The organism is Aquirufa antheringensis (assembly GCF_004307425.1).
Classification (GTDB): domain Bacteria; phylum Bacteroidota; class Bacteroidia; order Cytophagales; family Spirosomataceae; genus Aquirufa; species Aquirufa antheringensis.
The window spans coordinates 471727-494475 of sequence record NZ_SEWZ01000002.1 but is presented as its reverse complement, the minus strand read 5'-3'; the positions used below and the strand labels follow the sequence as shown (position 1 = coordinate 494475).

Genomic DNA, 22749 nt, shown 5'->3' with positions numbered 1-22749 from the left:
ATTCCTTATCTTAGTGCTACGATCTAAACTTCTATGAAAAAAATCTTCCTCCTCCTCCTCAGCTTTGCGGCGTTTTCAGAGGTTAAACTCCCGTCTTTAGTCAGCAACGGAATGGTGCTGCAACGCGATATGCCGGTGAAAATTTGGGGCTGGGCGAATCCGGGCGAGAAAGTAAATGTAACCTTTAAAGGAAAAAAGATCCGGGCTATTGGAGATTCCAAAGGAAACTGGGCTTGCACCTTACCAGCAACGCCTGCTGGGGGTCCGTATGAGATTACGATCAACGAAAAGTCCGTGAAAGATGTCCTTTTCGGGGATGTGTGGCTATGCGCTGGACAATCCAATATGGTCATCAACATGGAGCGCGTGAAGGAGAAATACCCAGCTGATATTGCCTCCGCGAATAACCCCCAAATTCGAAATTTCTTCATTCCCACCGCCATCTCCAAGGTAGAAGTTCGCAGCGATTTGCCAGCGAGTTCCTGGCTTCCGGTTACGCCTGAAAACGTGCTACAAATGGGTGCGGTTTCGTATTTCTTTGCACGTGATTTGTATGCAAAATACCAGGTACCCATCGGGATCATTAATTCCAGTGTGGGTGGAACTCCCATCGAATCCTGGATTAGCGAGGCGGGGTTAAAAGAGTTTCCGGCCTATGTGAAAGACACATCACGCCTTTCGCCCCCGTCAGTCATTGCAAAAAAGTCCACAGACCGCGGCCTTACCGAAAAATGGGCGAATCCTGCGTATGTTCCCAAAGGTTGGAAACGCTTTTCGATCCCTGGTTTTTGGGAAGATCAGGGTTTAAGAGATCTGAACGGCGTGGTTTGGTTCAGAAGAGAAATCGAGATTCCTTTGTCATTAGCGGGTTTGCCTGCCAAACTTTTTATGGGCCGCATCGTCGATGCTGACCAGGTATTTGTGAACGGGGAACAAGTGGGAAATATCACCTACCAATATCCGCCACGCAGATATAACGTCAAAAATGGCCTGTTAAAAGCAGGCAAAAACCTGATTGTCATTCGCGTCACCAACACGGCCGGGAAAGGTGGTTTTGTGCCAGATAAGCCATACGAACTGATTGTGGGCGATCAAACAGTCGATTTGCAAGGGGATTGGAATTACAAGGTAGGCGAAGTTTTCCCTCCAGTAGTGGAAAAACCAGCTCCATCTAATTTCACCCCTACCGCCTTGTACAATGCCATGATTGCCCCTTTTACCTCGTATTCCTTAAAGGGATTTGTGTGGTACCAAGGCGAAACCAATGTGTGGAAACCAGAGATTTATGAACAGCTGTTGCCCGCTTTAGCCAAAGACTGGAGAACACAATTCAAGCAACCCAATATTCCCTTTTTATACGTGCAATTACCCGGTTTCCAAGACCGGACTATGCTGCCGGCAGAAAGTAATATGGCCGTTCTGCGCGATGGACAACTCAAGAGTTTATCCATTCCGCGAAGTGGCATGGCGGTAACGCTAGATTTAGGCGAGTGGAATGACATTCATCCATTGACGAAAAAACCGATCGGCGAACGACTCGCTTTAGCCGCCCGCAAATTAGCCTACGGAGAGGACATCGTTTCGTCTGGACCTATTTATGAGTCCAACCAAATCGAGGGAAACCGCATCCGCATTCGCTTCCGCGAAACGGGCAGCGGACTCTCGATAAATAAAACGGATGAAGACGAATTGATGCAATTTGCGATCGCCGGGAAAGACAAGAAATTCGTATGGGCAAAGGCGATTATCGAACGGAATACGGTCGTGGTTTGGAGCGATGAAATAACAGAGCCAATGTACGTTCGCTATGCCTGGGCAGATAATCCGGAGGGAGCTAATTTAATCAATGTAGAGGGCTTGCCGGCTTCGCCATTTAGGACGGATAATTAATTGTATCATTCTGCTACAATAACTATCTTTGGCAAAATTACCCTAACACTCAATGAAAAAGATCCTCGGATTACTCGCGATTTCGACTGTAGCTTTCAGTCAACAGCATTTTATTCAGCAGAAAAATGGCCCTACTCTAGGCTATGATCAGGCCAAAATCATTCAAAAGGATGGCCTATCATTCAAAGACCTGAATAAAAACGGAAAATTGGATGTGTACGAGGATTGGAGAAAACCGGTAGACGAGCGGGCCAAAGATCTAGCGAAGCAGTTAAGCGTAGAAGAAATCGCTGGTTTGATGTTATACTCCGGACACCAAGCGGTTCCAGCAAGACCCGATGGTTATTTCGCAGGGACGTATGGCGGCAAGCCATTTGATCCAAAAACCATGGATGCCTCGGATTTAACAGATCAACAGAAGAAATTTTTACAAGCAGACAATTTACGTCACGTCTTATTGACGACGGTTTCGAGCCCAGAGGATGCGGCGAAATGGAACAATAAAATGCAAGCCTTTTGTGAATCAGTAGGCAAAGGTATTCCGGCTAATAACAGCACGGATCCGCGTCACGGAACCTCCGCTCGTGCGGAATTTAATGCAGCAGCCGGTGGCTTGATTTCGATGTGGCCCTCGTCTTTAGGAATGGCGGCGACGTTCAAGCCTGCGCTAATTCAGCAATTCGGACGCATTGCGGCGGCAGAATACCGCGCTTTAGGAATTGCAACTGCTTTATCGCCCCAAGTAGACATCGCGACTGAACCGAGATGGGGTCGTTTTGACGGAACTTTTGGGGAAAGTCCAAAGCTTTCTGCGGCAATGGGGGAAGCGTATTGCAACGGATTCCAAGGAGACAACTGGGGTGGATTAAGCGTGAACGCGATGGTCAAACACTGGCCAGGTGGTGGCGCAGGCGAAGCGGGTCGCGACGCGCACTATGCGAACGGGAAATTTGCGGTTTACCCAGGAAATAACTTTAACGAACACTTGATTCCGTTTACGGAAGGCGCGTTTAAACTATCAGGTAACACGAAGAAGGCAGCGGCCGTAATGCCCTACTATACGATCTCGTGGAACCAGACAAACGAAAACGTCGCAAACAATTACAACAAATACTTAGTGACGGACCTGTTGCGTACCAAATACGGCTACGATGGCGTCGTTTGTACAGACTGGTTAGTGACTGGCGATCACCAGGCGATGGACGTATTCATCGACGGCAAAGTATGGGGCGTAGAGAACTTGAATATGGCGGAACGTCATTATAAAGTATTGATGGCGGGAGCCGATCAGTTTGGGGGAAATAACGATATGAAACCGATCATCGATGCGTATGCGATGGGCGTGAAAGAGCATGGCGAGGCGAAGATGCGTTCGCGTATGGAACAATCTGCGGTGCGTTTATTACGCAATATTTTCCAAGTGGGTTTATTCGAAAATCCGTACGTGAATCCAGCAGAAACAAAAGCGACGGTGGGTAAACCGGAGTTTATGCAAGCGGGTTTCCAAGCGCAATTGCAATCGATTGTGCTCTTGAAAAACAAGGCGAATTTGTTGCCTATTAAAGAGAAGAAAACGCTCTACATTCCAAAACGTTTCGTGGCAGCGTCCCGTCACTTTTTGGGCTTCCCGATTCCAGCTTCGAATGACTTCCCTATCAACATCGAATTGGTACAGAAATACTTTAACGTGACAGACGACGCGTCGAAAGCGGACATCGCTTTAGTGTGTATCGAAAATCCGAAAAGTGGTATCGGTTACGATAAAGAAGATGTGGCCAAAGGGGGTAACGGTTACTTGCCAATCTCACTTCAATACAACGATTACACAGCAAACGATGCACGTGAGGTAAGTATTGCGGGTGGAGATCCTTTGGAAAACTTCACGAACAGAAGCTATAAAGGCAAAACGGTGAAGTCGCGCAACGTGACGGACATCCAATTAATCGAAGAGACTAAAGCGAAAATGAATGGCAAACCAGTCATCGTTTCCGTCAACGTATCGAACCCGATGGTGTTCGCAGAATTTGAAGGAAAAGCAGATGCGATCCTAGCGAGTTTTGGCGTGCAAGACCAAGCGATCTTAGAAATTATAGCAGGAAAAGCGGAGCCACAAGCCTTATTGCCGATGCAAATGCCAGCGAATATGAGCATCGTGGAAAAGCAAAAAGAAGACGTGCCATTTGATATGGAATGCCACTTGGACTCGGAAGGACATCGCTATGACTTCGGTTTTGGGATGAACTGGAAAGGGGTGATTCAGGATGGGAGAGCGAAGACTTTCAAGTAGTCAATAGTCGCTAGTCAATAGTCGATTCGTAGTTAGTTCAATGATTTGAATAACAAATCTGTTAAATAGCGCGCGACAAATTCCGTCTTGTGCTTCTTCCCGGCGTCTGTCAATTTAGGCAGGTGCTGACTGAAAAAGAGCTGTGAATGCGCTGTTTCAATCAAGGTGCTACTGAGGGAATGCGGAAATGCGTACGTAGGATTATGCGATTGAATCAAAGCGGAAATACGGCCACAAAGGTCCTTGTAGGGCTTAAAAACGGCGTCTTCATTGATCTCCTTCACCTCTTTAACAAGGTAAACTTTGCTGCTTTCGGTGATGACGATTTGGTGTAAATAATTCTTATTATAATCTGACTGGCCTTCACTCTCCGGTAAGGGATGCGTTAATAACTCGACTAGGCGTTCTAATTTTTCTTTCGAATTTGCCAAAGGTTGTAATTGAAACACCACCAAGTATTCCATAAAAGACCAATACCAATTCAAAATGTATAACAACATCCGGTGTTTATTCTCGAAATAACGGTAGATGGACGCTTCGGTTGTATTCATCTCCTTCGCTAATTTCTTAAAGGTGAAATGTTCAAAACCTAAGGTATGAATGAGGTCAATAGCATTTTTAACAATCTGCTTGCCTAATTCAGTGCTTTCTGGATCCCGTAAATAGATCTTTTCGTTTACCTTAAAACTTAATGAATAATCCATTGTTAAACCTTTTGAATAGCACAAAGTTAATAATAGAAACACTAACACAAAAGATATTTTAACAATTATTAATAATAGCATTACTATTATTTAAAAAAGTATTTATAGTTTTGCAATAGAAATCCAATTGTTATGCAACAGATAAGTCCATTGAAGCGAGTGCAGGCCTTGATACAGGATCACAAAAAGGAGATTACATCGATCTATTTGTTTTCTATTTTAGGTGGTATCGTGAATCTTTCTTTACCACTAGGGGTACAGACCATCATCGGATTAGTGATGGGAGCCACCATGGTGACGTCGATTTACGTACTCATTTTTCTCGTGGTATTAGGCGTATTTCTAATGGGCTTATTCCAAATCAACCAGATGAAAATCATCGAGTCTATTCAGCAGAAAATCTTCGCCCATTATGCCTACGATTTTGCCCAAAAGCTTCCAAGTTTGGATCTTAAGCAGATGGATAAATACCATATCCCAGAGAAAGTGAATCGGTTTTTTGACACATTGAATATCCAAAAAGGCTTCGCTAAATTACTCCTAGATATTCCAGTGGCGACAGTGCAAATTGTTTTTGGCATTATTTTGCTTTCCTTATACCACCCCTTATTTATCATTTTAGGATTGATCTTATTGCTGCTTTTAGGTTTGATTTTATTTTACACGTCGAAGAAAGGAATTGAAACAAGTATCGAGGAGTCGACCTATAAATATGAGGTGGCTGGGTTTTTTGGAGAGATCGCACGGACCATTAAGACCTTCAAATTTAGCCAAGGTTCTGACCTGAATTTGATCCGAACAGATGAAAATGTGATGGGCTATTTAGCGGCAAGAACCACCCATTTTCACGTGCTATTATTTCAATACAAGTCACTCATCTTTTTCAAAATAGCCCTAACTACCTTGATGTTAACGCTAGGTTCGTATTTGTTAATTAACCAACAGTTAAATGTAGGAGAATTTGTGGCTGCAGAAATCGTGATCATGCTAGTGATAGGAGCTGTGGAAAAATTGATCACCAGCTTAGATAGCGCTTATGATGTCTTCACTGGATTAGAGAAATTAGCCAGTGTCACGGATAGTCCACTAGAAACGAGTGGAGAATTAACCGTCGATACACAAGAAGGTTTAGAAATCGAAATGAAGAATTTCAGCTTTGAATTCGAACCAGGGAAACCCGTCCTACATTCGATTAATTTACACATTAATCCAGGGGAAAAAATTCAAATTGCCGGACCTGCCGGTGCAGGTAAATCGATTTTAATGCGGGTGCTCACCGGAAATTATATTGACTTTAAGGGTACCTTATTAATTAATAAAGTACCCATCAAAAATTACAGCTTAGCTAGTTTACGCAAGCACACCGGTATTTTGCTTCAGAACCAAGAGATTTTTAAGGGGACTGTTTGGGAAAACATTAGTCTAGGAAATAAGGACATAAGCCCCTCTATGATTTTAGCCACAGCAAACGAATTAGGCTTCGCTGATTTCTTGAATCATTTCACAAAAGGTTTTGACACTGATATAGAACCACTAGGGAAAAAGACGCCGCAAAGTATTGTCAAGAAAATCTTGTTGTTGCGCGCCTTATGTGGAGACAAAAGGTTAGTACTTTTAGAGAATCCGTGGAGTGGATTAGAGCCGGAATTGGCTAAACGAATTCAAGCCTATTTAGTACAATTAAAGGCGACAGTTCTGGTTTCAACAAATGAAAATGGAACTTTTGGCAAAAAAATAGAGATCAACAATGGAAAAGTTTAAGTCATTTAATCAGATTTATCTACGGGATAAAGGGCCCGCAACGAAGCCTTGGTTAATCGGTTTAGGCCTTATTTTACTGGGGGTACTTTTCCTGCCATGGACCCAAAACATTCGTTCAAAAGGACAGATTACCAGTCTGTACCAAGAACAAAAACCACAAAAGATTTATAGCCCTATCGCAGGTAAAATCAGCCGCTGGTGGGTAAAAGAAGGGGACTTCGTGGAGCAGGGAGATACGTTAGCAAAAATCTCTGAGATTAAAGCCGAATACCTCGATCCTAAATTGATTTCGAGAACGCAAGAGCAACTGGATGCAAAAAAAGGGACAGTCTCTTATTACGAACAAAAGGTAAAGTCAACGGAGGATCAAATCGCTAATTTGCGTTCCTCCAAAGCTTTAAAGCAGGATCAATTAACGAATAAGATCACGGCTTTGCAGCAGAAGTTGACGGGAGAAAAAGCGGAGTTTGAGGCTGCGTCGAATGAGTATAACTTAGTGAAAGACCAGTTCGAACGTAACCAAAAAATGTACAAAGAGGGATTGATTTCTCAGACACAATTCCAGCAGCGAAATGCGTCCATGCAGAATTCCTTAGCGAAAAAAACAACCGCTGAAAATAAGGTAAACCAAACGCTACAAGAGATTCAAAATACAAGAATTGAATTACGCGGAGTGGACCAAGAATACAGCGAGAAAATGAACAAGGCGGAGGGAGAAAAATTCCAAAGCTTAGGCATGATCGAGACGGGTAAAGGGGACGTCGCTAAACTAGAGAACCAAGTCGCTAGTTATACCATTCGAGACGGGATGTATTACATTTTAGCGCCACAAAGTGGGCAGGTGATCAATGCAAAAAAGGCAGGTATCGGGGAAATTTTGAAGGATGGCGAAGAGTTATTGACGATCGTTCCACAAAATACCCATTACGCGGTGGAGATGTATGTTCGACCGGTAGATTTGCCTTTAGTGTCTCCTGGTCAGGATGTGCGATTTATTTTTGATGGTTTCCCTGCGATCATTTTTGCGGGAGGATGGCCAGACCAAAGTTTTGGAACTTTCCCTGGAAAGATTCGGGCTATCGAAAATAACATCGATGAAAAAGGGATGTTCCGGGTGATCGTGGTGGAAAATCCGAAAGATAAAAAGTGGCCTAAACAAATTAAGATGGGCGCTGGAGCCCAAGGTATTACCTTGTTAAATGACGTACCACTTTGGTACGAATTATGGCGAAATATCAATGGCTTCCCAGCCGATTTTTATACGGTAACAAAGGATGAAAAATAGTCTACTCGTTTTCTTGTTTCTCAGCTTTACCAGCTTTGCCCAAACGCCTGTTTTATACCCCGAGGCGTTTCTGAAAATCGTGCAAACCTACCACCCACTCGCGAAGCAGGCGAGTATCGGTGTGCAAAAATCAGAGGCTCAAATTCTGCAAGCCAGAGGGGGTTTCGATCCCATCTTAAGTCACTACAGCACGCAAAAGACGTTCGACGGAAAAAACTATTACGAATACCACGCACCAGAATTAAGCATTCCCACCTGGTACGGGATCGAACTAAGTTCCGGTATAGAAAACTTGGGTGGTTCTCGTCTAAACCCCAGCCAAACGTTGGGTGAAACCAGCTACCTGGGCATCAGCGTTCCACTCGCGAAAAACCTGTTCATGGATCAGCGAAGAGCGAGTTTACAACAGGCGAAGCTGATGAATCAGATGGCGTTGCAACAGCAAAGAAGCATCTTGAATGACCTATTTTCCGATGCGATGGCGTCGTATTGGAACTGGGTAAAAAGTGTGCGCGTTTTAAAGATTGTAGATCAAAACCTACAGATCGCAGAGGCGCGCGTTTCATTCGTTAAGCGCAGTGTGGAATTAGGTGAAAGACCCGCTATAGATACGCTCGAGGCAACGACACAGTTGCAATATTTCGACAATCTCTACCAGGCAAAATGGGTCGAAAGAGAGAACGCTCGCTTATCGCTTTCGGTTTATTTGTGGCAGGAAAATAACAGCCCCCAGGAATTGCCTGCGGAAGTGCAGCCGGCGGAAGTCACAAATGAATTTGCTTGGATCGCAGACTTTGATTTGAATCTCTCCTCCTTGCTCGAAAAGGCCTATGCAAACCATCCAGATTTAAGCGCCTATCAGTTTAAAATACAGGGATTGCAAGTGGAGAAGAAATTGAAGTTCCAAAGCCTCTTACCAAAACTCGACGTAAGCTATAATGCCTTGTCTAAAGGCCTTAGCCCTAGCCTAGAGGCTCGTCCTTTATTCGAGAATAATTACCAGTATGGGATTAAATTTGAAATGCCCTTACGCCTATCGAAGGGGAGAGCGGATTATGCCTTAGCGAAATTAAAAATAGAAGAAGAGTCGCTGAATCTCTCAAAGAAAAAGCAACAGATTCAAGTAAAAGTGAACGCCTATGTTAATCAGGTAGAGAGCTTAAAAAAGCAGATTCAGACACAGGAAAAAGCGTTAAAAAACTACCAAGCCCTTGTAAAAGCCGAGGAGTCCCGCTTCGCGCAAGGAGAATCTTCTTTGTTCTTAATTAACAGTAGGGAAACAAAAGCGATGGAAGCGGCAGAGAAATTAACGGAGCTAAAAGCCTACTTGTTTAAAACGATCTATGCGTTGCAGGCGAGTGCGGGGGTATTAATTTAGGATAATTAGGCGTACCTTTGCGTCTTCAAAATACCCCCTCTCTAATGCCTACTTCTGCTAACCGCACGAAAATCATCTTAATACTCGGAATCTTGTCAGCCATTGGACCCCTGTCCATCGACATGTATTTGCCGGCCTTTAAAAACATCGCCTCAGCCCTGCATTGTTCTCAAGAAGAAATGGGCTACACGCTATCCAGTTTCTTTTTTGGTATCTGTATGGGTCAGCTCATTAGCGGCCCCTTATTAGACCATTTTGGTCGTAAAAACGTCCTCTATATTGGATTATCTGTCTATGTACTGAGTTCGATCGCTTGCGCCTTTGCGACATCTGTGGAAATGTTAGTCGTATTTCGTTTGTTCCAAGCGCTGGGTGGAAGTGTGGGAATGGTCGCTCCCAATGCCGTTATTCGGGAAACGTTTGAAGAAAAAGATCGGCCTAAGGTCATGTCATTGATGATCTTGATTTTAGGGGTTTCCCCCATTTTAGCGCCTTCTTTAGGTAGTTTATTGTTAACGATTGCGAACTGGGAAGCGATCTTTTTGGTTTTGGCCTTCATCCTTTTAGTAATCATTTTCTTGATCAAATCCTGGTTACCGGAAAAGACCAATCGCGAGCACGGTGGACCATTCCGCATCTCCACTATACTGAAAGCTTACAAGGCTTTATTTAAGGAGAAAGAATACTTGGTTTTCGCTTTTACAGGTGCCATTGGTGCAGGTAGTATTTTTACCTACGTAGGAGGAGCGCCTTTGACATTTTTAACCTATTATGGCGTGGATGAGTCTAAATTTGGCTTCATTTTTGCGATTGTTGCCTCCGGAATTATCTCCGCGAGTCAGTTGAATCGCGTTGTTTTGAAAAAGTATTCGAGCTTACAAATTTTAAAAGTGACGCTCCCTACGCAATTGGTTTTAGGGATATTATTATCGGTATTAGCGAAACTAAATCTACTTTCAATGGAAGTAAACATTGGGCTTTTATTCCTGATTATGGGCTGCCAAGGATTCAATTTCCCAAATGTGGCGACCCTCGCACTAAAACCTTTTCATAGAGGTGCCGGAACAGCTTCAGCGATGCTGGGCTCTATTCAAATGGCTTGGGGTGCGGTTTGTGCGACCTTAGTGGGTTTACTTTTCGATGGAACGCCGTTCACGATGGCCATCATCATCGTGGGTTGTGCGGTGCTAGCGAACACGATTTTGTTTGGGATTGGGAGAAAGTATATTGCTTAGGGTTTTAATAGTTCAAAGTAGCTGACCACAAATTTGTCGTCTTTCACACTACCTTGCACCTTAGCCTTGCGCACCGCCATACAAAACCCTTTCTCATCGTGCGCATCTCCGTGATCATCGATAGAAGTTCCCTGCACAGCGTAGGCCTTCCCTTCGAATTTTACAGCGAGAAAACATTCCTTACCAGGCATCTCAAAATTGCAAGAGCCACACGAGGTTTCTAGGACCAAAACAGGTTTAGACGCGTCTAGTTTACCAGCAGGTTTGGTTTGTGCGGCTGCTACGAAGGAAGACAAAAAAAAGAGTAAAAGGAGCTTTTTCATCCTGTAAAGAAAAACCTTTTCTCGCACAATATCCATCATTCATCTCTACAATCGACCGTCAGGCAGAAAAAATGGCCTATTCATAGAATTGAATGTACCTTTGTGGTACAATTTAATTGAAATCAATCCACCTAATGAAAAAAATACTTGCTACTGCGCTCATCGCGCTATTATCCATTTCCACCTTTGCCCAAGTTCCAGGAGGTCCTCCTGCAGGAGCTGGTGCCCGCGGACCGGGAGCCAATTTAAACCAAGGTCACGTCTTCGGAAAAGTCGTAGACGAAATGGGAAAACCGGTAGAATTCGCCTCTGTTGTTTTACTAAAGACGACTGTTGATCCGGCGACAAAACAAAGCAAAGACATCTTAGTGAAAGCTCAAACAGCCGAACTAAACGGTGACTTTAACTTCAAAGAAATTCCCGTAAACGCACGTTTAAAAATCAAAATCTCCTTTGTGGGTTACAAAAACTACGAAGCAGCGGTTGCTTTTGAAATGCCTAAAATGGAGCCAGGAGTTCAGCCTGATATGGCGAAAATGATGGCAGCCTTTGAGAAAGATTTAGGGAACATTAAATTAGCACAGGATTCGAAAGAATTAGAGAATGTGGTAGTGACGGGGACGAAGTCTTTGGTCGAAATGGACATCGATAAAAAGTCTTTTAATGTGGCGCAAAACTTAGTGACAACGGGTGGAACCGCGATCGACGTCATGCGTAATATCCCTTCCGTGCAAGTCGACATCGACGGTAATGTGAAAGTGCGTAATGCGAATCCGACCTTGTTTATTGATGGTCGTCCTACCAGCCTTTCGATGGATCAAATTCCAGCCGACATTATTGAAAAAGTAGAGGTAATCACGAATCCATCCGCGAAATACGATGCATCCGGAAGTATGGCGGGTATCATTAACATCGTGTTAAAGAAAAACAAAAAGAATGGCTATAATGGAATGGTGAACGTGGGGGCGGATCGTTTTGGCGGTTCGAATATCATGGGGAATTTCACCTACCAACAGAACAAATGGAACTTGACAGCCACTCTGATGAACATGCGTGTACGCAATAATTCCATTGGAAATAGTGAGCGTACGAGTGATTTAGGTGGCATTTTGTCTTCTGTCAGTCAAGAATCAGATAATAAGACACAAGGGGTGATGTTTTTCCCGCGTGTTTCAGCAGATTATGCAGCGAGCAATCGGACGACCTTGTCTTTAGGTGCTTTCTTTGGTGGGGGCGGTCAATTTAAGCCTACGGAGGACACCTATATTTCAAGTACCGTGAATGGGCTGACTACCTTAAGTCACCGCGTTTCTGAGAGCTCCCGCGAATTTAAGCCGTCTGGATTCCAAGCCGGATTCAAACATACTTACCCGAAAGCAGGGAGAGAGTTAACGGGAGATTTGAACTACTTTGGCGGAACAAACAAAGGAGAAGGTACTTTCACTACGGATTACCTAAACAACAATACCATCACTGGGACACAAATTCAGAAAAACATCGGCTCTGGAAAAAATGCCTTCATGACCGTTCAGTTAGATTACGTGACACCCATTAAAAACGAGGGCACCATCGAAACGGGTGTAAGAGCGCAAATCAATGAGTTAGCGAATGAGAATACGAACACATTGAAACCGGTGGGCTCAGACGTTTATAGAACGATCACCTCTGCCTCGACGAACTACGAGAGTACGAATAAGGTGTATGCGGCCTATTTTTCTATCTCAGGCAAGGCGAGCAAAACGCTCTCTTACAAAATCGGATTACGTGGCGAAAGCTCAGAATACGAAGGAAAATTGTTGAATACAAACCAGGCATTTAACAATAAATACCCGCTTAGCTTGTTCCCATCTATCTTCTTGAAAAAAGATTTATCAAAGACGGATCAATTGCAATTAAGCGTCACGCGCCGCGTAAATCGTCCTAATTTCTTCCAAATTATTCCATTCGTAGACTACAGCGATAGCTTGAACATCCAGCGCGGAAACGCGGATTTAGTACCGGAATTCACCACATCTGGGGAGCTTTCCTATAGCAAGTCTCAAGGGTCTGCGACTTTCTTAGTGTCTGGATATTACAAATACACAGACAATTTAATCACGCGTTATTTGAAACAAGAGACGAATCCAATTAGTGGCAAACTGGATTTGATTAACACGTTTGTGAACGCGAACTCGAGCATTAACTATGGTTTAGAGTTCACTTATACGAACAAGTTGCAGACATGGTGGGATTTGACGGCGAACGTGAATATGTATAATTCGAAAATCAATATCTCGAACATCGATGCGACGCAGGTAAATGAGGCTTTATGGACGGTATTTGGGAAGTTAAATAACACGTTTATTTTGCCCAAAAAATGGAGCATCCAGCTGTCTGGCGATTACCAGGGTAAGACGAATGTGCCAGTCACACAGAACCAAGGAATGCAAGGCCCTCCGGGTATGCAAACGCAAAGTTCATCGCAGGGATATATTGAGCCCTTCTTTGGCATCGATTTAGCGATCAAAAAGACGTTCTTGAAAAATGATATGGCTTCTTTGACCTTAGCGTTTAATGACCTAACCCGTTCTCGTGGAAACACCCGCGTTTCTTTCGGAGAGGGATTCTCACAGACATCCTACCGCCTATCGAACCCGCAAATGATTCGTCTGACGTTATCGCTTCGTTTCGGTAAATTCGATATGAGCCAAATGAAAAAGAACAATTCTGGTGGCGGAATGGATGCCATGCAGATGCAATAAAAATAGAAAGGCCCGAAAATACCGGGCCTTTTTTTATTAACTAAACTGGAAAATCAGCGGAAACAAGAAGCTGACGATCGCTGCCCAAATAGCATAAATGGGCAAGTAGGCGGTGAGACCGAGTTCGACTTCTTCGATCGTTTTTTGGCCCTTCAAAAACTCCCAAAGCTTCTTCGTAGCCAGCATCAAATGCAGCATCACAATGGCATTACTTCCCAGCACCGCTAGGCGATTAGGCGTTATCCCAAACTCGAAAAGTCGATATCCAATGGCCGACAAAGCAATCCCATTATCGATGATCGCTAACACCGCTAAGGCGAACAAGAAATACTGATGCACGCGAGAAGCATTCGCCTTCGTAGCTTCGCCTAAAGAGAACAAAATCAAGGCCATCACCCCAATCAATATCCCATTAAAAACAACTAAGAATTCTCGATCATTATAAGGGTCTTTCCCTGTATAAATAATCGCCCCTAGAAATAGAGCCAGTGTGATAGTCACCAAAGGCGTAAATATACGAGCGATCACAGGGGAGATTTTGCTCACGAGACTCCCATTTTGACGGACTAAAAAAGTGGCAAAAAGCGGTACCGAGGGCATAATAGAGAGTGCTACATACTGGAAATAGAAATCCTCTATGGTAATTCCTATGAGTTGGAACAGATTCAGAGTCAAGCCCGTAAACAAGCCCCCCGCTAATCCGATTACTGCCGTCATCACCACTAAATCGCCATGGTAGCGTAGAAATTCCATCCGCTTTGCTGGGTCGTTTCCGGCAAAAAGATAGCCTACCGCAAGCCAAATCAAAAGCGGAATATGCAGACAAGTCAAAATTAGCGTGGTACTTCCTTCTGGTAAAAGATTAATAAAAACGATAGAGGATAACAGCACTAAAAGTGGCGCTGTTACTTGTCTTACTGTTAAACCTTGTTTGTAGGCAAAATAGGCTCCAATACCTGGCATCACAATAAATGACATATTTCGGGGGAAATAAAGATCGTGTGATATCGAAAACAGATCTGGCATCTGCATTAAAAAAGCAACGATAGACGCGAGAATAACAAGCAAAATCCAATCCCCTTTCGACCCCCAAGAGGTGGACGATTTAGCCAAGCGCTCCTGCCAAACCTGCGCTGCCAATGAAGTAGAAATTTGTGGGTAAACGACTTGAAAGGCGCGGGAAAACGCTGTCGGATTAGAACGGTATAATTGCTCTAAAGCAGCCGGATTTGCAATCTGTTGTATGATTTGATTTTCCATATCAAGGATGTATTTGTTGAATTAATTTTTCAAGCGATGCTAAATGCTCGACAAAAGCTTGACGACCTAGGGCTGTGATCGCATAGGTGGTGTTAGGTTTCTTGCCTATAAATTGTTTCCGAACTTCCACATAGCCCATTTTTTCTAGAGCCGCCATATGACTGGCCAAGTTACCATCGCTGAGTTGAAGATTTTCTTTTATTTGGCCAAAATCCACCTGTTCTTGAACGACGAGCAACGACATCATGCCCAGGCGGACACGACTTTCAAATACCTTATTGAAATCTGTTAAATAACTAGACACGTTCGAATTTTAGATAAAGGTACAGGCCAAAAACCACATGCAACAGACCAAATCCAACGACCCAGATCACGAGGCCATACGCTACCCAAAAGGCAGCTAAGAGACCTAGCATCATCTCACATAGCCCTAAAATGCGGACAGCATCTAGCGTATAATGACTCCCATTAAATAGGGCTAATCCGTAAAAAAGTAAGGTTATTGCGGGCACTAATCCCCACAAGCCAAGATGGCCCATCAGAAAAGAAAAAATACCCCCAGCCACGAGGGGAATGGACACATGATAGGCAAGTCTTTTCGCGGCTGAATCCCAGGCTGATTGCCCTTTCGAACGGGCATTTCTCGCTGCCAGCGTTATCCCAAAACCAACAGAAACCACTAATAATAACAGGAAACAGGTAAAAACGGGTGTGGCAAACGTACCGCGGGCCATTTGGTCAAAGGCCTCCGCTTCTACAAAAAGGATGTCAGTGAATAGACTCACCACCGCCACACAGAGTAGAGCGAGCAAACCTGCCACAGCAGCAGAGAGTCCGCTAATGGAACGAAAGCGCGAGGCTCGGTCCATTAAATTCCGCATTTCTTGAATCGCGGCTAATTGTTCTTCGTGTTTTTCCATAATAAAAAGTACTTTGCGATACAAAGTTAAAATGGAAATCCATAAAAACAAGCGATTACCCTAAATGGCCTTGCACAATTTCCGCAATTTCAGCCTTTAAGCGATTCAATATATTCCATTTCGCATAGGGCCGGTAATACGCCAAACTCACTTCGCGTGTTAAAGAACCCTCTTTTAATTCAATCAAATGGGATTTTCTAACTTCACTCATTTGGCCTACATACAAGGCAGGTAACACTGTTAAGCCGCTGAATTCATCCACGAGATTTAACAAGGTATCAAATGTGTTCGATTCCACCGATAAATTAGACGGCAAGGACTTATTCTTCTTCAAATCACACAGCTGAATAATTTGATCGCGCAGGCAGTGACCCTCTTGTAAGAGAAACATGCGTTGCTTCGCTAATTCCGCTTTTTCAATGGAACGTTTCCCAGCAGGCAAATGACCATAAACACACAAATCTTCCACATACAAAAGCTCCGTTTCCACCTCAGTAGAGGCGATGGGCGTACTTAAAATACCTACATCTAATTTACCATCTCGTAAATCCTTGATCAGTTGATTCGTCGTCACCTCGTACACTTCTAACTGCAGCATAGGGTATTTTTCCACCAAATACTTCAAGATAAGGGGCAACATGGAACTCGCAATCGTGGGAATCACCCCCATTTTTACCCGGCCTTCCACCTTTTGATTGATCGCCTTAGAAGAAGATAAGAGCGCGTTCGCGTGGGCGACTACCTGTCTAGCTTGTACTAAAATCTCCCGGCCATTTTCCGTGGTCGCGATGGGATTTGCCTTGCGGTCGAAAATGACGATATCCAGCTGTTCCTCTAGCTTTTTCACCATCGCGCTTAAAGTTGCCTGCGTAACATGACAATAATCAGCTGCTTTCGAGAAGCTTTTAAATTGATCAACGGCCAGTATGTATTCTAATTGCTGTATATTCACTGTTATAGATTTTATCTATGCCAAATATAGAAAATTTCAGTTTTCTCTATTCATTTTTTGCTCTTAATTTCACTCCACTAAAAATCAAGAATCATGAAAAAACTACTTATCCTTTGCGGTTTGGTTGCTAGTTCAGCCACTTTCGCGCAAGAGTATGCTAATCCACACGGTGGAGCAGCCGCTAATCCACACGGTAGCGGTGCGAATCCACATGCAGCAGCCGGTGTTAATCCACATGCTGGAATCAATCCTCACACGGGAATGAAAGCGTCTGGAACAACAAACAAAGACTGGTGGCCTAACCAATTGAATGTGGGCATGCTTCGCCAAAACTCCGAGAAGTCAAACCCAATGGGCCCAGACTTCAATTACATCAAAGCATTTAAGAGCCTAGACTACTTTGCCTTGAAAAAAGACATCGCGGCTGTCTTGACTAAATCACAAGATTGGTGGCCGGCCGATTTCGGTAATTATGGTCCACTATTTATCCGTATGGCTTGGCATAGTGCTGGTACCTACCGAACAGGCGATGGCCGTGGCGGTTCTCGCGCGGGTCAACAACGTTTCTCGCCATTGAACTCTTGGCCAGATAATACGAACCTAGATAAGGCGCGTCGTTTGTTATGGCCAATCAAGCAAAAATATGGCGATAAAATCTCTTGGGCAGACTTAATGGTCTTGACAGGAAACGTATCGCTAGAGCAAATGGGCTTTAAAACGTTTGGTTTTGCCGGTGGGCGTACAGACGTTTGGGAGCCAGAAGCGAACGTATATTGGGGATCTGAGAAGAAATGGTTAGACGATAAAAACCGTTATTCAGTGGGTCGCAAATTAGAGAACCCATTAGCGGCGGTTCAAATGGGCTTAATTTATGTAAACCCAGAAGGTCCTAATGGCGTGCCAGATCCGGCAGCCTCTGCGAAAGATATCCGTGAGACTTTTGGTCGCATGGGAATGAATGATGAGGAGACCGTTGCGTTGATCGCGGGTGGTCACACATTCGGTAAAACACACGGTGCAGGTCCGGCTACAAACGTTGGAGAAAATCCTGAAGCAGCTGGCATCGAGGAGCAAGGACTAGGCTGGAAGAGCACCTATAAATCTGGTAAAGGAAAAGATGCGATCACGTCTGGTTTAGAGGTGACGTGGACTTCGACACCTACACAATGGGGTATCGGATACTTGCACTTATTGTTCAACAATGAGTGGTCTTTAGAGAAAAGCCCAGCGGGTGCGAACCAATGGATTGCGAAAAATAGCGCCAACATTATCCCGGATGCATTTGACAAAAATACCTTCCACAAGCCTACGATGTTAACGACGGATATCGCCTTGCGCGTGGATCCGGCTTACGAGAAAATTTCTCGTAACTTCTTAGAGAATCCAGAAGTATATGCGAAGGCTTTTGCCAAAGCTTGGTTCAAACTAACGCACCGCGACATGGGTCCTAGCTCGACTTATTTAGGACCAGAAGTACCTAAAGAGCAATTGGTTTGGCAAGATCCGATTCCTGCTTTAAACCATGAAGTAATCAACGCAACAGACATCGCTGCCTTGAAAGTGAAGTTGTTAAACTCGGGTTTATCAATCAGCGAATTAGTTTCGACAGCTTGGGCTTCTGCTTCAACCTACCGTCACTCAGATCGCCGTGGTGGTGCTAATGGAGCGCGTATCCGGTTGTTGCCACAACGTAACTGGGAGGTAAATAATCCAAAGCAATTAGAGAAAGTCTTAGCTGTTTTAGAGAAAATTCAACAAGAATTCAATGCGAAATCAGGTAAGAAAAAAGTATCGATCGCAGACTTAATTGTCCTAGGTGGTTCGGCAGCAGTAGAAAAAGCAGCAGCAAATGCAGGGGTTAAAACTACGGTGCCATTTATCCCTGGTCGTATGGATGCGACACAAGAGCAAACAGACGTAGCTTCCGTAGGCTTATTAGAGCCGATGGCTGATGGTTTCCGTAACTACTTGAAAACGCAGTATACGTTATCAACGGAAGAATTGTTCGTAGATAAAGCACAATTATTAACGTTAACGGCTCCAGAAATGACGGTGTTAACAGGTGGTATGCGCGCGTTGAACGCGAATTACAATGGTTCGAAGCACGGTATCTTCACTGCGAAGAAAGATGCGCTAACGAATGACTTCTTCGTGAACTTATTAGAGATGGGAACGACGTGGAAGCCAGCGAACGCAACAAAAGAAGAGTTCGTAGGAACAGATGAGAAGACAGGTGCGGTGAAAGCGACGGCGACTCGTGCGGACTTGATTTTTGGATCGAATTCAGAACTTCGCGCTTTAGCTGAGGTATATGCAACCAAGGATGTGCAAAACAAATTTGTAAACGACTTTGTTAAAGCATGGACAAAGGTGATGAACCTTGATCGTTTTGACGTGACGTTTAAATAAGTTGAGTTTAAGGAATGAAAAAAGCCGGCCCTCATTAGAGCCGGCTTTTTTGTTTACTTTAATTTCATATTCACTGGATCCCACTGAATGATTTTCTTTTGGAAATAACTTTCGTTACAAGCTAAAGCTGGCGCCGCCGCTCTAAATCCAAAGGTCGCATCTTCTACGACAGATGTCCCGTTGCGAATGGCATCAAAGAAATGTGTGAAGTGATCCACGTGCTCATCATATCCTGCAGGAGCTCTGAAAATCACATCCTCTTTCGTAGGACGTTTGCGTTGTGCGTCTGTCCATTTCGCGTTGTAATCGCGCGTCATTTCTTCCTGCATACTCTTAGGTAGTGTAAACACGGAATCATAACCACCAAAACCCGGAGCTTCTGGCATAATGCTATGCTTCACAGAAATCGTGTTTCCTTTCACATCCATCACACCCTCTGAACCGATCAAACGAATGACCTCTTGACCACCCGTTCCGCTGACAAAGTTGACTTGCAAGGTTAATTGGAAAGCTGGATGCTCCGCCGTGTTACCATATTGCATGACACCTGACATCACATCTGGTAAGTTACGGCCATCGTTCCAGTGGCTAAATTGCCCTGTCGAGAAGATCGTTTCTGGACCATTCGAGTTCGTCATAAAGTGCGTTCCTGACAATAAGTGGATGAATAAATCCCCCGCCACGCCGGTTCCTACTTCTTTAAAAGCACGCCACCAGAAGAATTTCTTCGCGTCGAATTCCATTTTCGCGGTTGCCTCGATGAAGCGATTCCAATCGCAAGTCGAAGCGTCTGCGTCCTTCGGAATGGTATATTGCCAAGCACCGATGGAACTTTGGCGATCGTAGACCGCGTTCACCATATTTAATTTTCCGATCTCGCCAGCCGCTAACATCTCTTTCGCTTTCGCTAAGCCGATGCTGCTCACGCGCTGAGACCCTACTTGTAGGACTTTGCCATATTTCTTTTGGGCGGCAATGACCTTAGGACCTTCGTCAATTTTATAGACCATCGGTTTTTCGATGTAGACGTGTTTGCCTTTGGCCAAAGCATCGATCGTAATCCGCGCGTGCCACACATCGTGTGTCGCGATGATCACCGCGTCGATATCCGAACGGTCTAGTAATTCTTTGTAATTACGGGTTGTGTATAAATCCTTCCCGTATAATTCCTTCGCGTTTTCGATGCGACCCGTGTATAGATCACAGATTCCGGCTAATTCCACCCCTGGCACTTTCAGCGCTGAGGCTAAGTCAAAGTGACCCTGAACCCCAAAACCAATCACTCCCAAGCGAATCTTTTCGCCCACCGAGATGCGTTTTTCATAGGTCAGAATACGTTCTTCCGCTTTTTGTTGTGCGCCTAGAGAAGCAAAAGGAGAAGAGGCTGCCACAAGGCTCGTGGCGCCGATTTGTTGTAAAAACTTCCGTCTAGAAGCTTGGCTATCTTTGTTCATAGTAACTAGGTTTTTGCTAAATATACGAATTTATAAATCTTCTAATGCATAGCGCACATAGGCAAATTTCTTGCCATCTGGGCTCCAAGAAGGCACATTGATGGTCCCTTGTCCGCCATAAAATGCGTCTGTTAAATCTTTCACCGCTTTCGTTTTTAAATCCAACAAGCGTAGTTTTACCTGATGTCCAAAGGGGTGGGCCTGCTTTTGGTCCTCCATATAGGTAATAATCGTCGCTACTTGATTGTTAGGCGAGATGTGCGCAAACCAGTTCGAGTGCGCATCAAAGGTCATCTGTTCCGGCTCTGATCCGTCCGCTTTCATTCGCCAAATCTGCATCATCCCAGACCGATACGAATTGATATAAATGTGCTTGCCATCCGGCGCATATTCCGGACCGTCATCTAAGCCTTCTGTAGAGGTCAACCGAATCTCCTCGCCGCCATTCGAAGACATCGCATAAACGTCATAATTGCCATTTCTCGCCGCACAATAGACCATCGTCTTGCCATCTGGAGAAATGCCATGCCAGTAAGAGGGGGTTAATGGAGTAAGCTGAACCGGATTTCCACCTTCGGAAGAAACTTTGTAGATGAAGGAGGTATGCTCTTTGATCTCGGCTTTAGCACTCGAAATATACAGGGATTTCCCATCGAACGAATAACCATGATCGTTATTCGCTTTGTCCACCGATCCGGTGTTTAACTCGCCTAATTTTATGCCTTTCGGGCTGATTTTCTCTAGCTTTCCGTACGCATTAATCAACAAATACTGGCCATCGCGCGACCAATTAGGGGCTTCGAAATGGCGCTTTTCCGTGAGGATTAATTCCGATTTGCCAGAGGCCAAATCATACACATAGAGAGAAGAAATCACTTTCTTTCCGGCAGGGATCTGCGCAGAAAGAGACAGGCTGAATCCCAGCAAGAGGATCACGATTTTTTTCATGTTTCATAGGTTTAGACTACAAGATAGAAAAAAGATTAGCTTTTGATGTCCTGACCGAAATGAATGATGTACCCTCATTTACTAATAAATCGTAGATTTGTTCCTTATCAAAAATCAACATGGAAATCATCCTCTTAGGTTTTGGCTGGATAATGTATTTTTTTATCCATAGTTTCCTGGCTTCTAACGAGGTAAAATCAAGCGTTGAAAAACGGATTCCTGCCCTATTCGCCTATTACAGAATTAGCTATAATTTAATCGCCATCGCGGGTTTAATCCCTCTTTTATATGGAAGCATCTTCCTCCCAGATCCTCTATTATTTGCGTCTGCTTGGCTAGTTCCGCTGGGGATTTTTCTGCTAATCACGGGGCTGGTGCTCTTGTATCTAGCGTTTAAAGCTTTTGACGGGGCTGAATTTTTAGGCCTTAAGAAAGAGACGAAACCGGAATTAGTGTTTACTGGGATGTATCAATACGTGAGACATCCGCTGTATTTTGCCACTATAGTCTTAATCCTGGGCCTATTTCTACTCGTTCCCACCCAAAAAATGTTACTCGTCCTACTGATTTCTTATGGCTATATCCTGATAGGATACCGCTTAGAGGAGAGAAAGCTGGTGGAAGTTTTTGGTGATAAATACCTGGACTACCAAAAAAGGGTAAAAGCGATTATCCCCCTTCTATATTAAAGTAGCAACAACACAATCGTTAAAATTGCCCCAGCCAGTGTAAATAACATCGCTTTTTTAAAGATGCTCGTCTTAGGCAAGAACATCCAGAAGGATGAAATCACGAAGAAAAGCAGGGATAGTCCGAAGAAGATGTTTAGGTAGAACAAAGGATCATTCGTGGTGGCTTTATGCAATTTCGTCATCTTATTCACGATGGCCGGTTGCTCAGAAACCGTATAATCAGCCACGCCCGTTTTCAGATTATACGTTCCTTGTTTAAAAGAAACCACGTCGCCTATCGTCGTGTCCGGCTTAAAGCCGCGTAAGTGTAATTCTTTGCCTAATTCCTCGTTTTTTAGCCCGGGTTTCAAGGTTTGAACTTTGTGCACCTCACTCTTTAAAAAGCTGGTTTCTCTAAAGATTAAGATGATTCCGCTGATGGAATAAACCGCCATAATGCCGGCTAAAAAGAAGCCTAAATAACGGTGGTAGGTGCGCATTTTAGTGGATAGCGAGCTCATAAGTCTGTTT

The 22749-nt window shown here is 44.2% G+C and carries 18 protein-coding genes; 9 read left to right on the top strand and 9 right to left on the bottom strand.

Features of this window, described 5'->3' with window-relative positions; genetic code table 11:
* Window positions 1-33 precede the first annotated feature (33 nt).
* Window positions 34-1890, top strand: a complete 1857-nt coding sequence (locus EWU21_RS05075; RefSeq protein ID WP_130895723.1) for a sialate O-acetylesterase — start codon at window positions 34-36, stop codon at window positions 1888-1890.
* A 52-nt stretch (window positions 1891-1942) separates the two neighbouring features.
* Window positions 1943-4177: a glycoside hydrolase family 3 protein gene (locus EWU21_RS05070; RefSeq protein ID WP_130895722.1), complete on the top strand. Its 2235-nt coding sequence runs from the start codon at window positions 1943-1945 to the stop codon at window positions 4175-4177.
* 32 nt (window positions 4178-4209) lie between these two features.
* On the opposite strand, the gene EWU21_RS05065 is transcribed toward EWU21_RS05070, so the two are convergent.
* Entirely contained in the window at window positions 4210-4881 is a 672-nt protein-coding gene (locus EWU21_RS05065; protein WP_130895721.1) for a TetR/AcrR family transcriptional regulator, read from the bottom strand.
* A gap of 132 nt (window positions 4882-5013) precedes the next feature.
* Here EWU21_RS05065 and EWU21_RS05060 point away from each other — a divergent pair, with 132 nt between their 5' ends.
* From EWU21_RS05060 to EWU21_RS05045, 4 genes are read left to right on the top strand one after another with little or no spacing between them, the layout of a single operon-like run.
* Window positions 5014-6642 (top strand): peptidase domain-containing ABC transporter, encoded by a 1629-nt coding sequence (locus EWU21_RS05060; RefSeq protein ID WP_130895720.1) that lies wholly within the window; start codon window positions 5014-5016, stop codon window positions 6640-6642.
* The gene (locus tag EWU21_RS05055; RefSeq protein WP_130895719.1) at window positions 6629-7927 is read left to right on the top strand and encodes an HlyD family secretion protein; all 1299 of its coding nucleotides are present in this window, start codon (window positions 6629-6631) and stop codon (window positions 7925-7927) included. Before EWU21_RS05060 ends, EWU21_RS05055 begins: the two co-directional genes overlap by 14 nt.
* Entirely contained in the window at window positions 7917-9305 is a 1389-nt protein-coding gene (locus EWU21_RS05050) for a TolC family protein (protein WP_130895718.1), read from the top strand. Before EWU21_RS05055 ends, EWU21_RS05050 begins: the two co-directional genes overlap by 11 nt.
* A gap of 44 nt (window positions 9306-9349) precedes the next feature.
* The gene (locus EWU21_RS05045; RefSeq protein WP_130895717.1) at window positions 9350-10540 is read left to right on the top strand and encodes a multidrug effflux MFS transporter; all 1191 of its coding nucleotides are present in this window, start codon (window positions 9350-9352) and stop codon (window positions 10538-10540) included.
* On the opposite strand, the gene EWU21_RS05040 is transcribed toward EWU21_RS05045, so the two are convergent.
* On the bottom strand, window positions 10537-10863 hold the full coding sequence (locus EWU21_RS05040; RefSeq protein ID WP_130895716.1) for a DUF6370 family protein: 327 nt from the start codon (window positions 10861-10863) through the stop codon (window positions 10537-10539). The two genes, EWU21_RS05045 and EWU21_RS05040, sit on opposite strands and share 4 nt — an antisense overlap.
* A 134-nt stretch (window positions 10864-10997) precedes the next feature.
* Here EWU21_RS05040 and EWU21_RS05035 point away from each other — a divergent pair, with 134 nt between their 5' ends.
* Complete coding sequence (locus EWU21_RS05035) at window positions 10998-13604, top strand: outer membrane beta-barrel family protein (RefSeq protein ID WP_130895715.1); 2607 nt, start codon at window positions 10998-11000, stop codon at window positions 13602-13604.
* Between the two features lie 36 nt (window positions 13605-13640).
* Here the strand turns inward: EWU21_RS05035 and EWU21_RS05030 are convergent, their stop codons facing one another.
* The 4 genes from EWU21_RS05030 to EWU21_RS05015 are packed head-to-tail and all read right to left on the bottom strand — an operon-like array spanning window position 13641 to window position 16736.
* The gene (locus tag EWU21_RS05030) at window positions 13641-14864 is read right to left on the bottom strand and encodes a DUF4153 domain-containing protein (protein WP_130895714.1); all 1224 of its coding nucleotides are present in this window, start codon (window positions 14862-14864) and stop codon (window positions 13641-13643) included.
* Window position 14865: 1 nt separating this feature from the next.
* On the bottom strand, window positions 14866-15168 hold the full coding sequence (locus EWU21_RS05025; protein ID WP_130895713.1) for a winged helix-turn-helix domain-containing protein: 303 nt from the start codon (window positions 15166-15168) through the stop codon (window positions 14866-14868).
* The gene (locus EWU21_RS05020; protein ID WP_130895712.1) at window positions 15161-15784 is read right to left on the bottom strand and encodes a hypothetical protein; all 624 of its coding nucleotides are present in this window, start codon (window positions 15782-15784) and stop codon (window positions 15161-15163) included. The genes EWU21_RS05025 and EWU21_RS05020 overlap by 8 nt, the downstream gene beginning before the upstream one ends.
* Window positions 15785-15839: 55 nt before the next feature.
* Entirely contained in the window at window positions 15840-16736 is an 897-nt protein-coding gene (locus EWU21_RS05015) for a hydrogen peroxide-inducible genes activator (RefSeq protein ID WP_130895711.1), read from the bottom strand.
* 261 nt (window positions 16737-16997) lie between these two features.
* On the opposite strand from EWU21_RS05015, the gene katG reads away from it, so the two are divergent.
* Window positions 16998-19145 carry a catalase/peroxidase HPI gene (gene katG / locus EWU21_RS05010; protein ID WP_236633189.1) on the top strand — a complete coding sequence of 716 codons (2148 nt, stop codon included), beginning with the start codon at window positions 16998-17000 and terminating at the stop codon, window positions 19143-19145.
* A gap of 53 nt (window positions 19146-19198) precedes the next feature.
* Here the strand turns inward: katG and EWU21_RS05005 are convergent, their stop codons facing one another.
* Both EWU21_RS05005 and EWU21_RS05000 read right to left on the bottom strand, forming a co-directional pair.
* A complete protein-coding gene (locus tag EWU21_RS05005) occupies window positions 19199-20599 on the bottom strand; it encodes a Gfo/Idh/MocA family protein (RefSeq protein WP_130895709.1) in 1401 nt (466 codons plus the stop codon).
* A 30-nt stretch (window positions 20600-20629) separates the two neighbouring features.
* On the bottom strand, window positions 20630-21547 hold the full coding sequence (locus EWU21_RS05000) for a TolB family protein (protein ID WP_130895708.1): 918 nt from the start codon (window positions 21545-21547) through the stop codon (window positions 20630-20632).
* A 119-nt stretch (window positions 21548-21666) separates the two neighbouring features.
* Here EWU21_RS05000 and EWU21_RS04995 point away from each other — a divergent pair, with 119 nt between their 5' ends.
* Complete coding sequence (locus EWU21_RS04995; RefSeq protein ID WP_130895707.1) at window positions 21667-22236, top strand: methyltransferase family protein; 570 nt, start codon at window positions 21667-21669, stop codon at window positions 22234-22236.
* On the opposite strand, the gene EWU21_RS04990 is transcribed toward EWU21_RS04995, so the two are convergent.
* Window positions 22233-22739 carry a PepSY domain-containing protein gene (locus EWU21_RS04990; protein WP_130895706.1) on the bottom strand — a complete coding sequence of 169 codons (507 nt, stop codon included), beginning with the start codon at window positions 22737-22739 and terminating at the stop codon, window positions 22233-22235. The genes EWU21_RS04995 and EWU21_RS04990 overlap by 4 nt on opposite strands.
* Window positions 22740-22749 lie beyond the last annotated feature (10 nt).

Bases quoted from the DNA above. Each gene is read 5' to 3' on its own strand.
- EWU21_RS05075 (WP_130895723.1), top strand. From the start codon at position 34: ATGAAAAAAATCTTCCTCCTCCTCCTCAGCTTTGCGGCGTTTTCAGAG.
- EWU21_RS05070 (WP_130895722.1), top strand. From the start codon at position 1,943: ATGAAAAAGATCCTCGGATTACTCGCGATTTCGACTGTAGCTTTCAGT.
- EWU21_RS05065 (WP_130895721.1), bottom strand. From the start codon at position 4,881: ATGGATTATTCATTAAGTTTTAAGGTAAACGAAAAGATCTATTTACGG.
- EWU21_RS05060 (WP_130895720.1), top strand. From the start codon at position 5,014: ATGCAACAGATAAGTCCATTGAAGCGAGTGCAGGCCTTGATACAGGAT.
- EWU21_RS05055 (WP_130895719.1), top strand. From the start codon at position 6,629: ATGGAAAAGTTTAAGTCATTTAATCAGATTTATCTACGGGATAAAGGG.
- EWU21_RS05050 (WP_130895718.1), top strand. From the start codon at position 7,917: ATGAAAAATAGTCTACTCGTTTTCTTGTTTCTCAGCTTTACCAGCTTT.
- EWU21_RS05045 (WP_130895717.1), top strand. From the start codon at position 9,350: ATGCCTACTTCTGCTAACCGCACGAAAATCATCTTAATACTCGGAATC.
- EWU21_RS05040 (WP_130895716.1), bottom strand. From the start codon at position 10,863: ATGAAAAAGCTCCTTTTACTCTTTTTTTTGTCTTCCTTCGTAGCAGCC.
- EWU21_RS05035 (WP_130895715.1), top strand. From the start codon at position 10,998: ATGAAAAAAATACTTGCTACTGCGCTCATCGCGCTATTATCCATTTCC.
- EWU21_RS05030 (WP_130895714.1), bottom strand. From the start codon at position 14,864: ATGGAAAATCAAATCATACAACAGATTGCAAATCCGGCTGCTTTAGAG.
- EWU21_RS05020 (WP_130895712.1), bottom strand. From the start codon at position 15,784: ATGGAAAAACACGAAGAACAATTAGCCGCGATTCAAGAAATGCGGAAT.
- katG (WP_236633189.1), top strand. From the start codon at position 16,998: ATGAAAGCGTCTGGAACAACAAACAAAGACTGGTGGCCTAACCAATTG.
- EWU21_RS05005 (WP_130895709.1), bottom strand. From the start codon at position 20,599: ATGAACAAAGATAGCCAAGCTTCTAGACGGAAGTTTTTACAACAAATC.
- EWU21_RS05000 (WP_130895708.1), bottom strand. From the start codon at position 21,547: ATGAAAAAAATCGTGATCCTCTTGCTGGGATTCAGCCTGTCTCTTTCT.
- EWU21_RS04995 (WP_130895707.1), top strand. From the start codon at position 21,667: ATGGAAATCATCCTCTTAGGTTTTGGCTGGATAATGTATTTTTTTATC.
- EWU21_RS04990 (WP_130895706.1), bottom strand. From the start codon at position 22,739: ATGAGCTCGCTATCCACTAAAATGCGCACCTACCACCGTTATTTAGGC.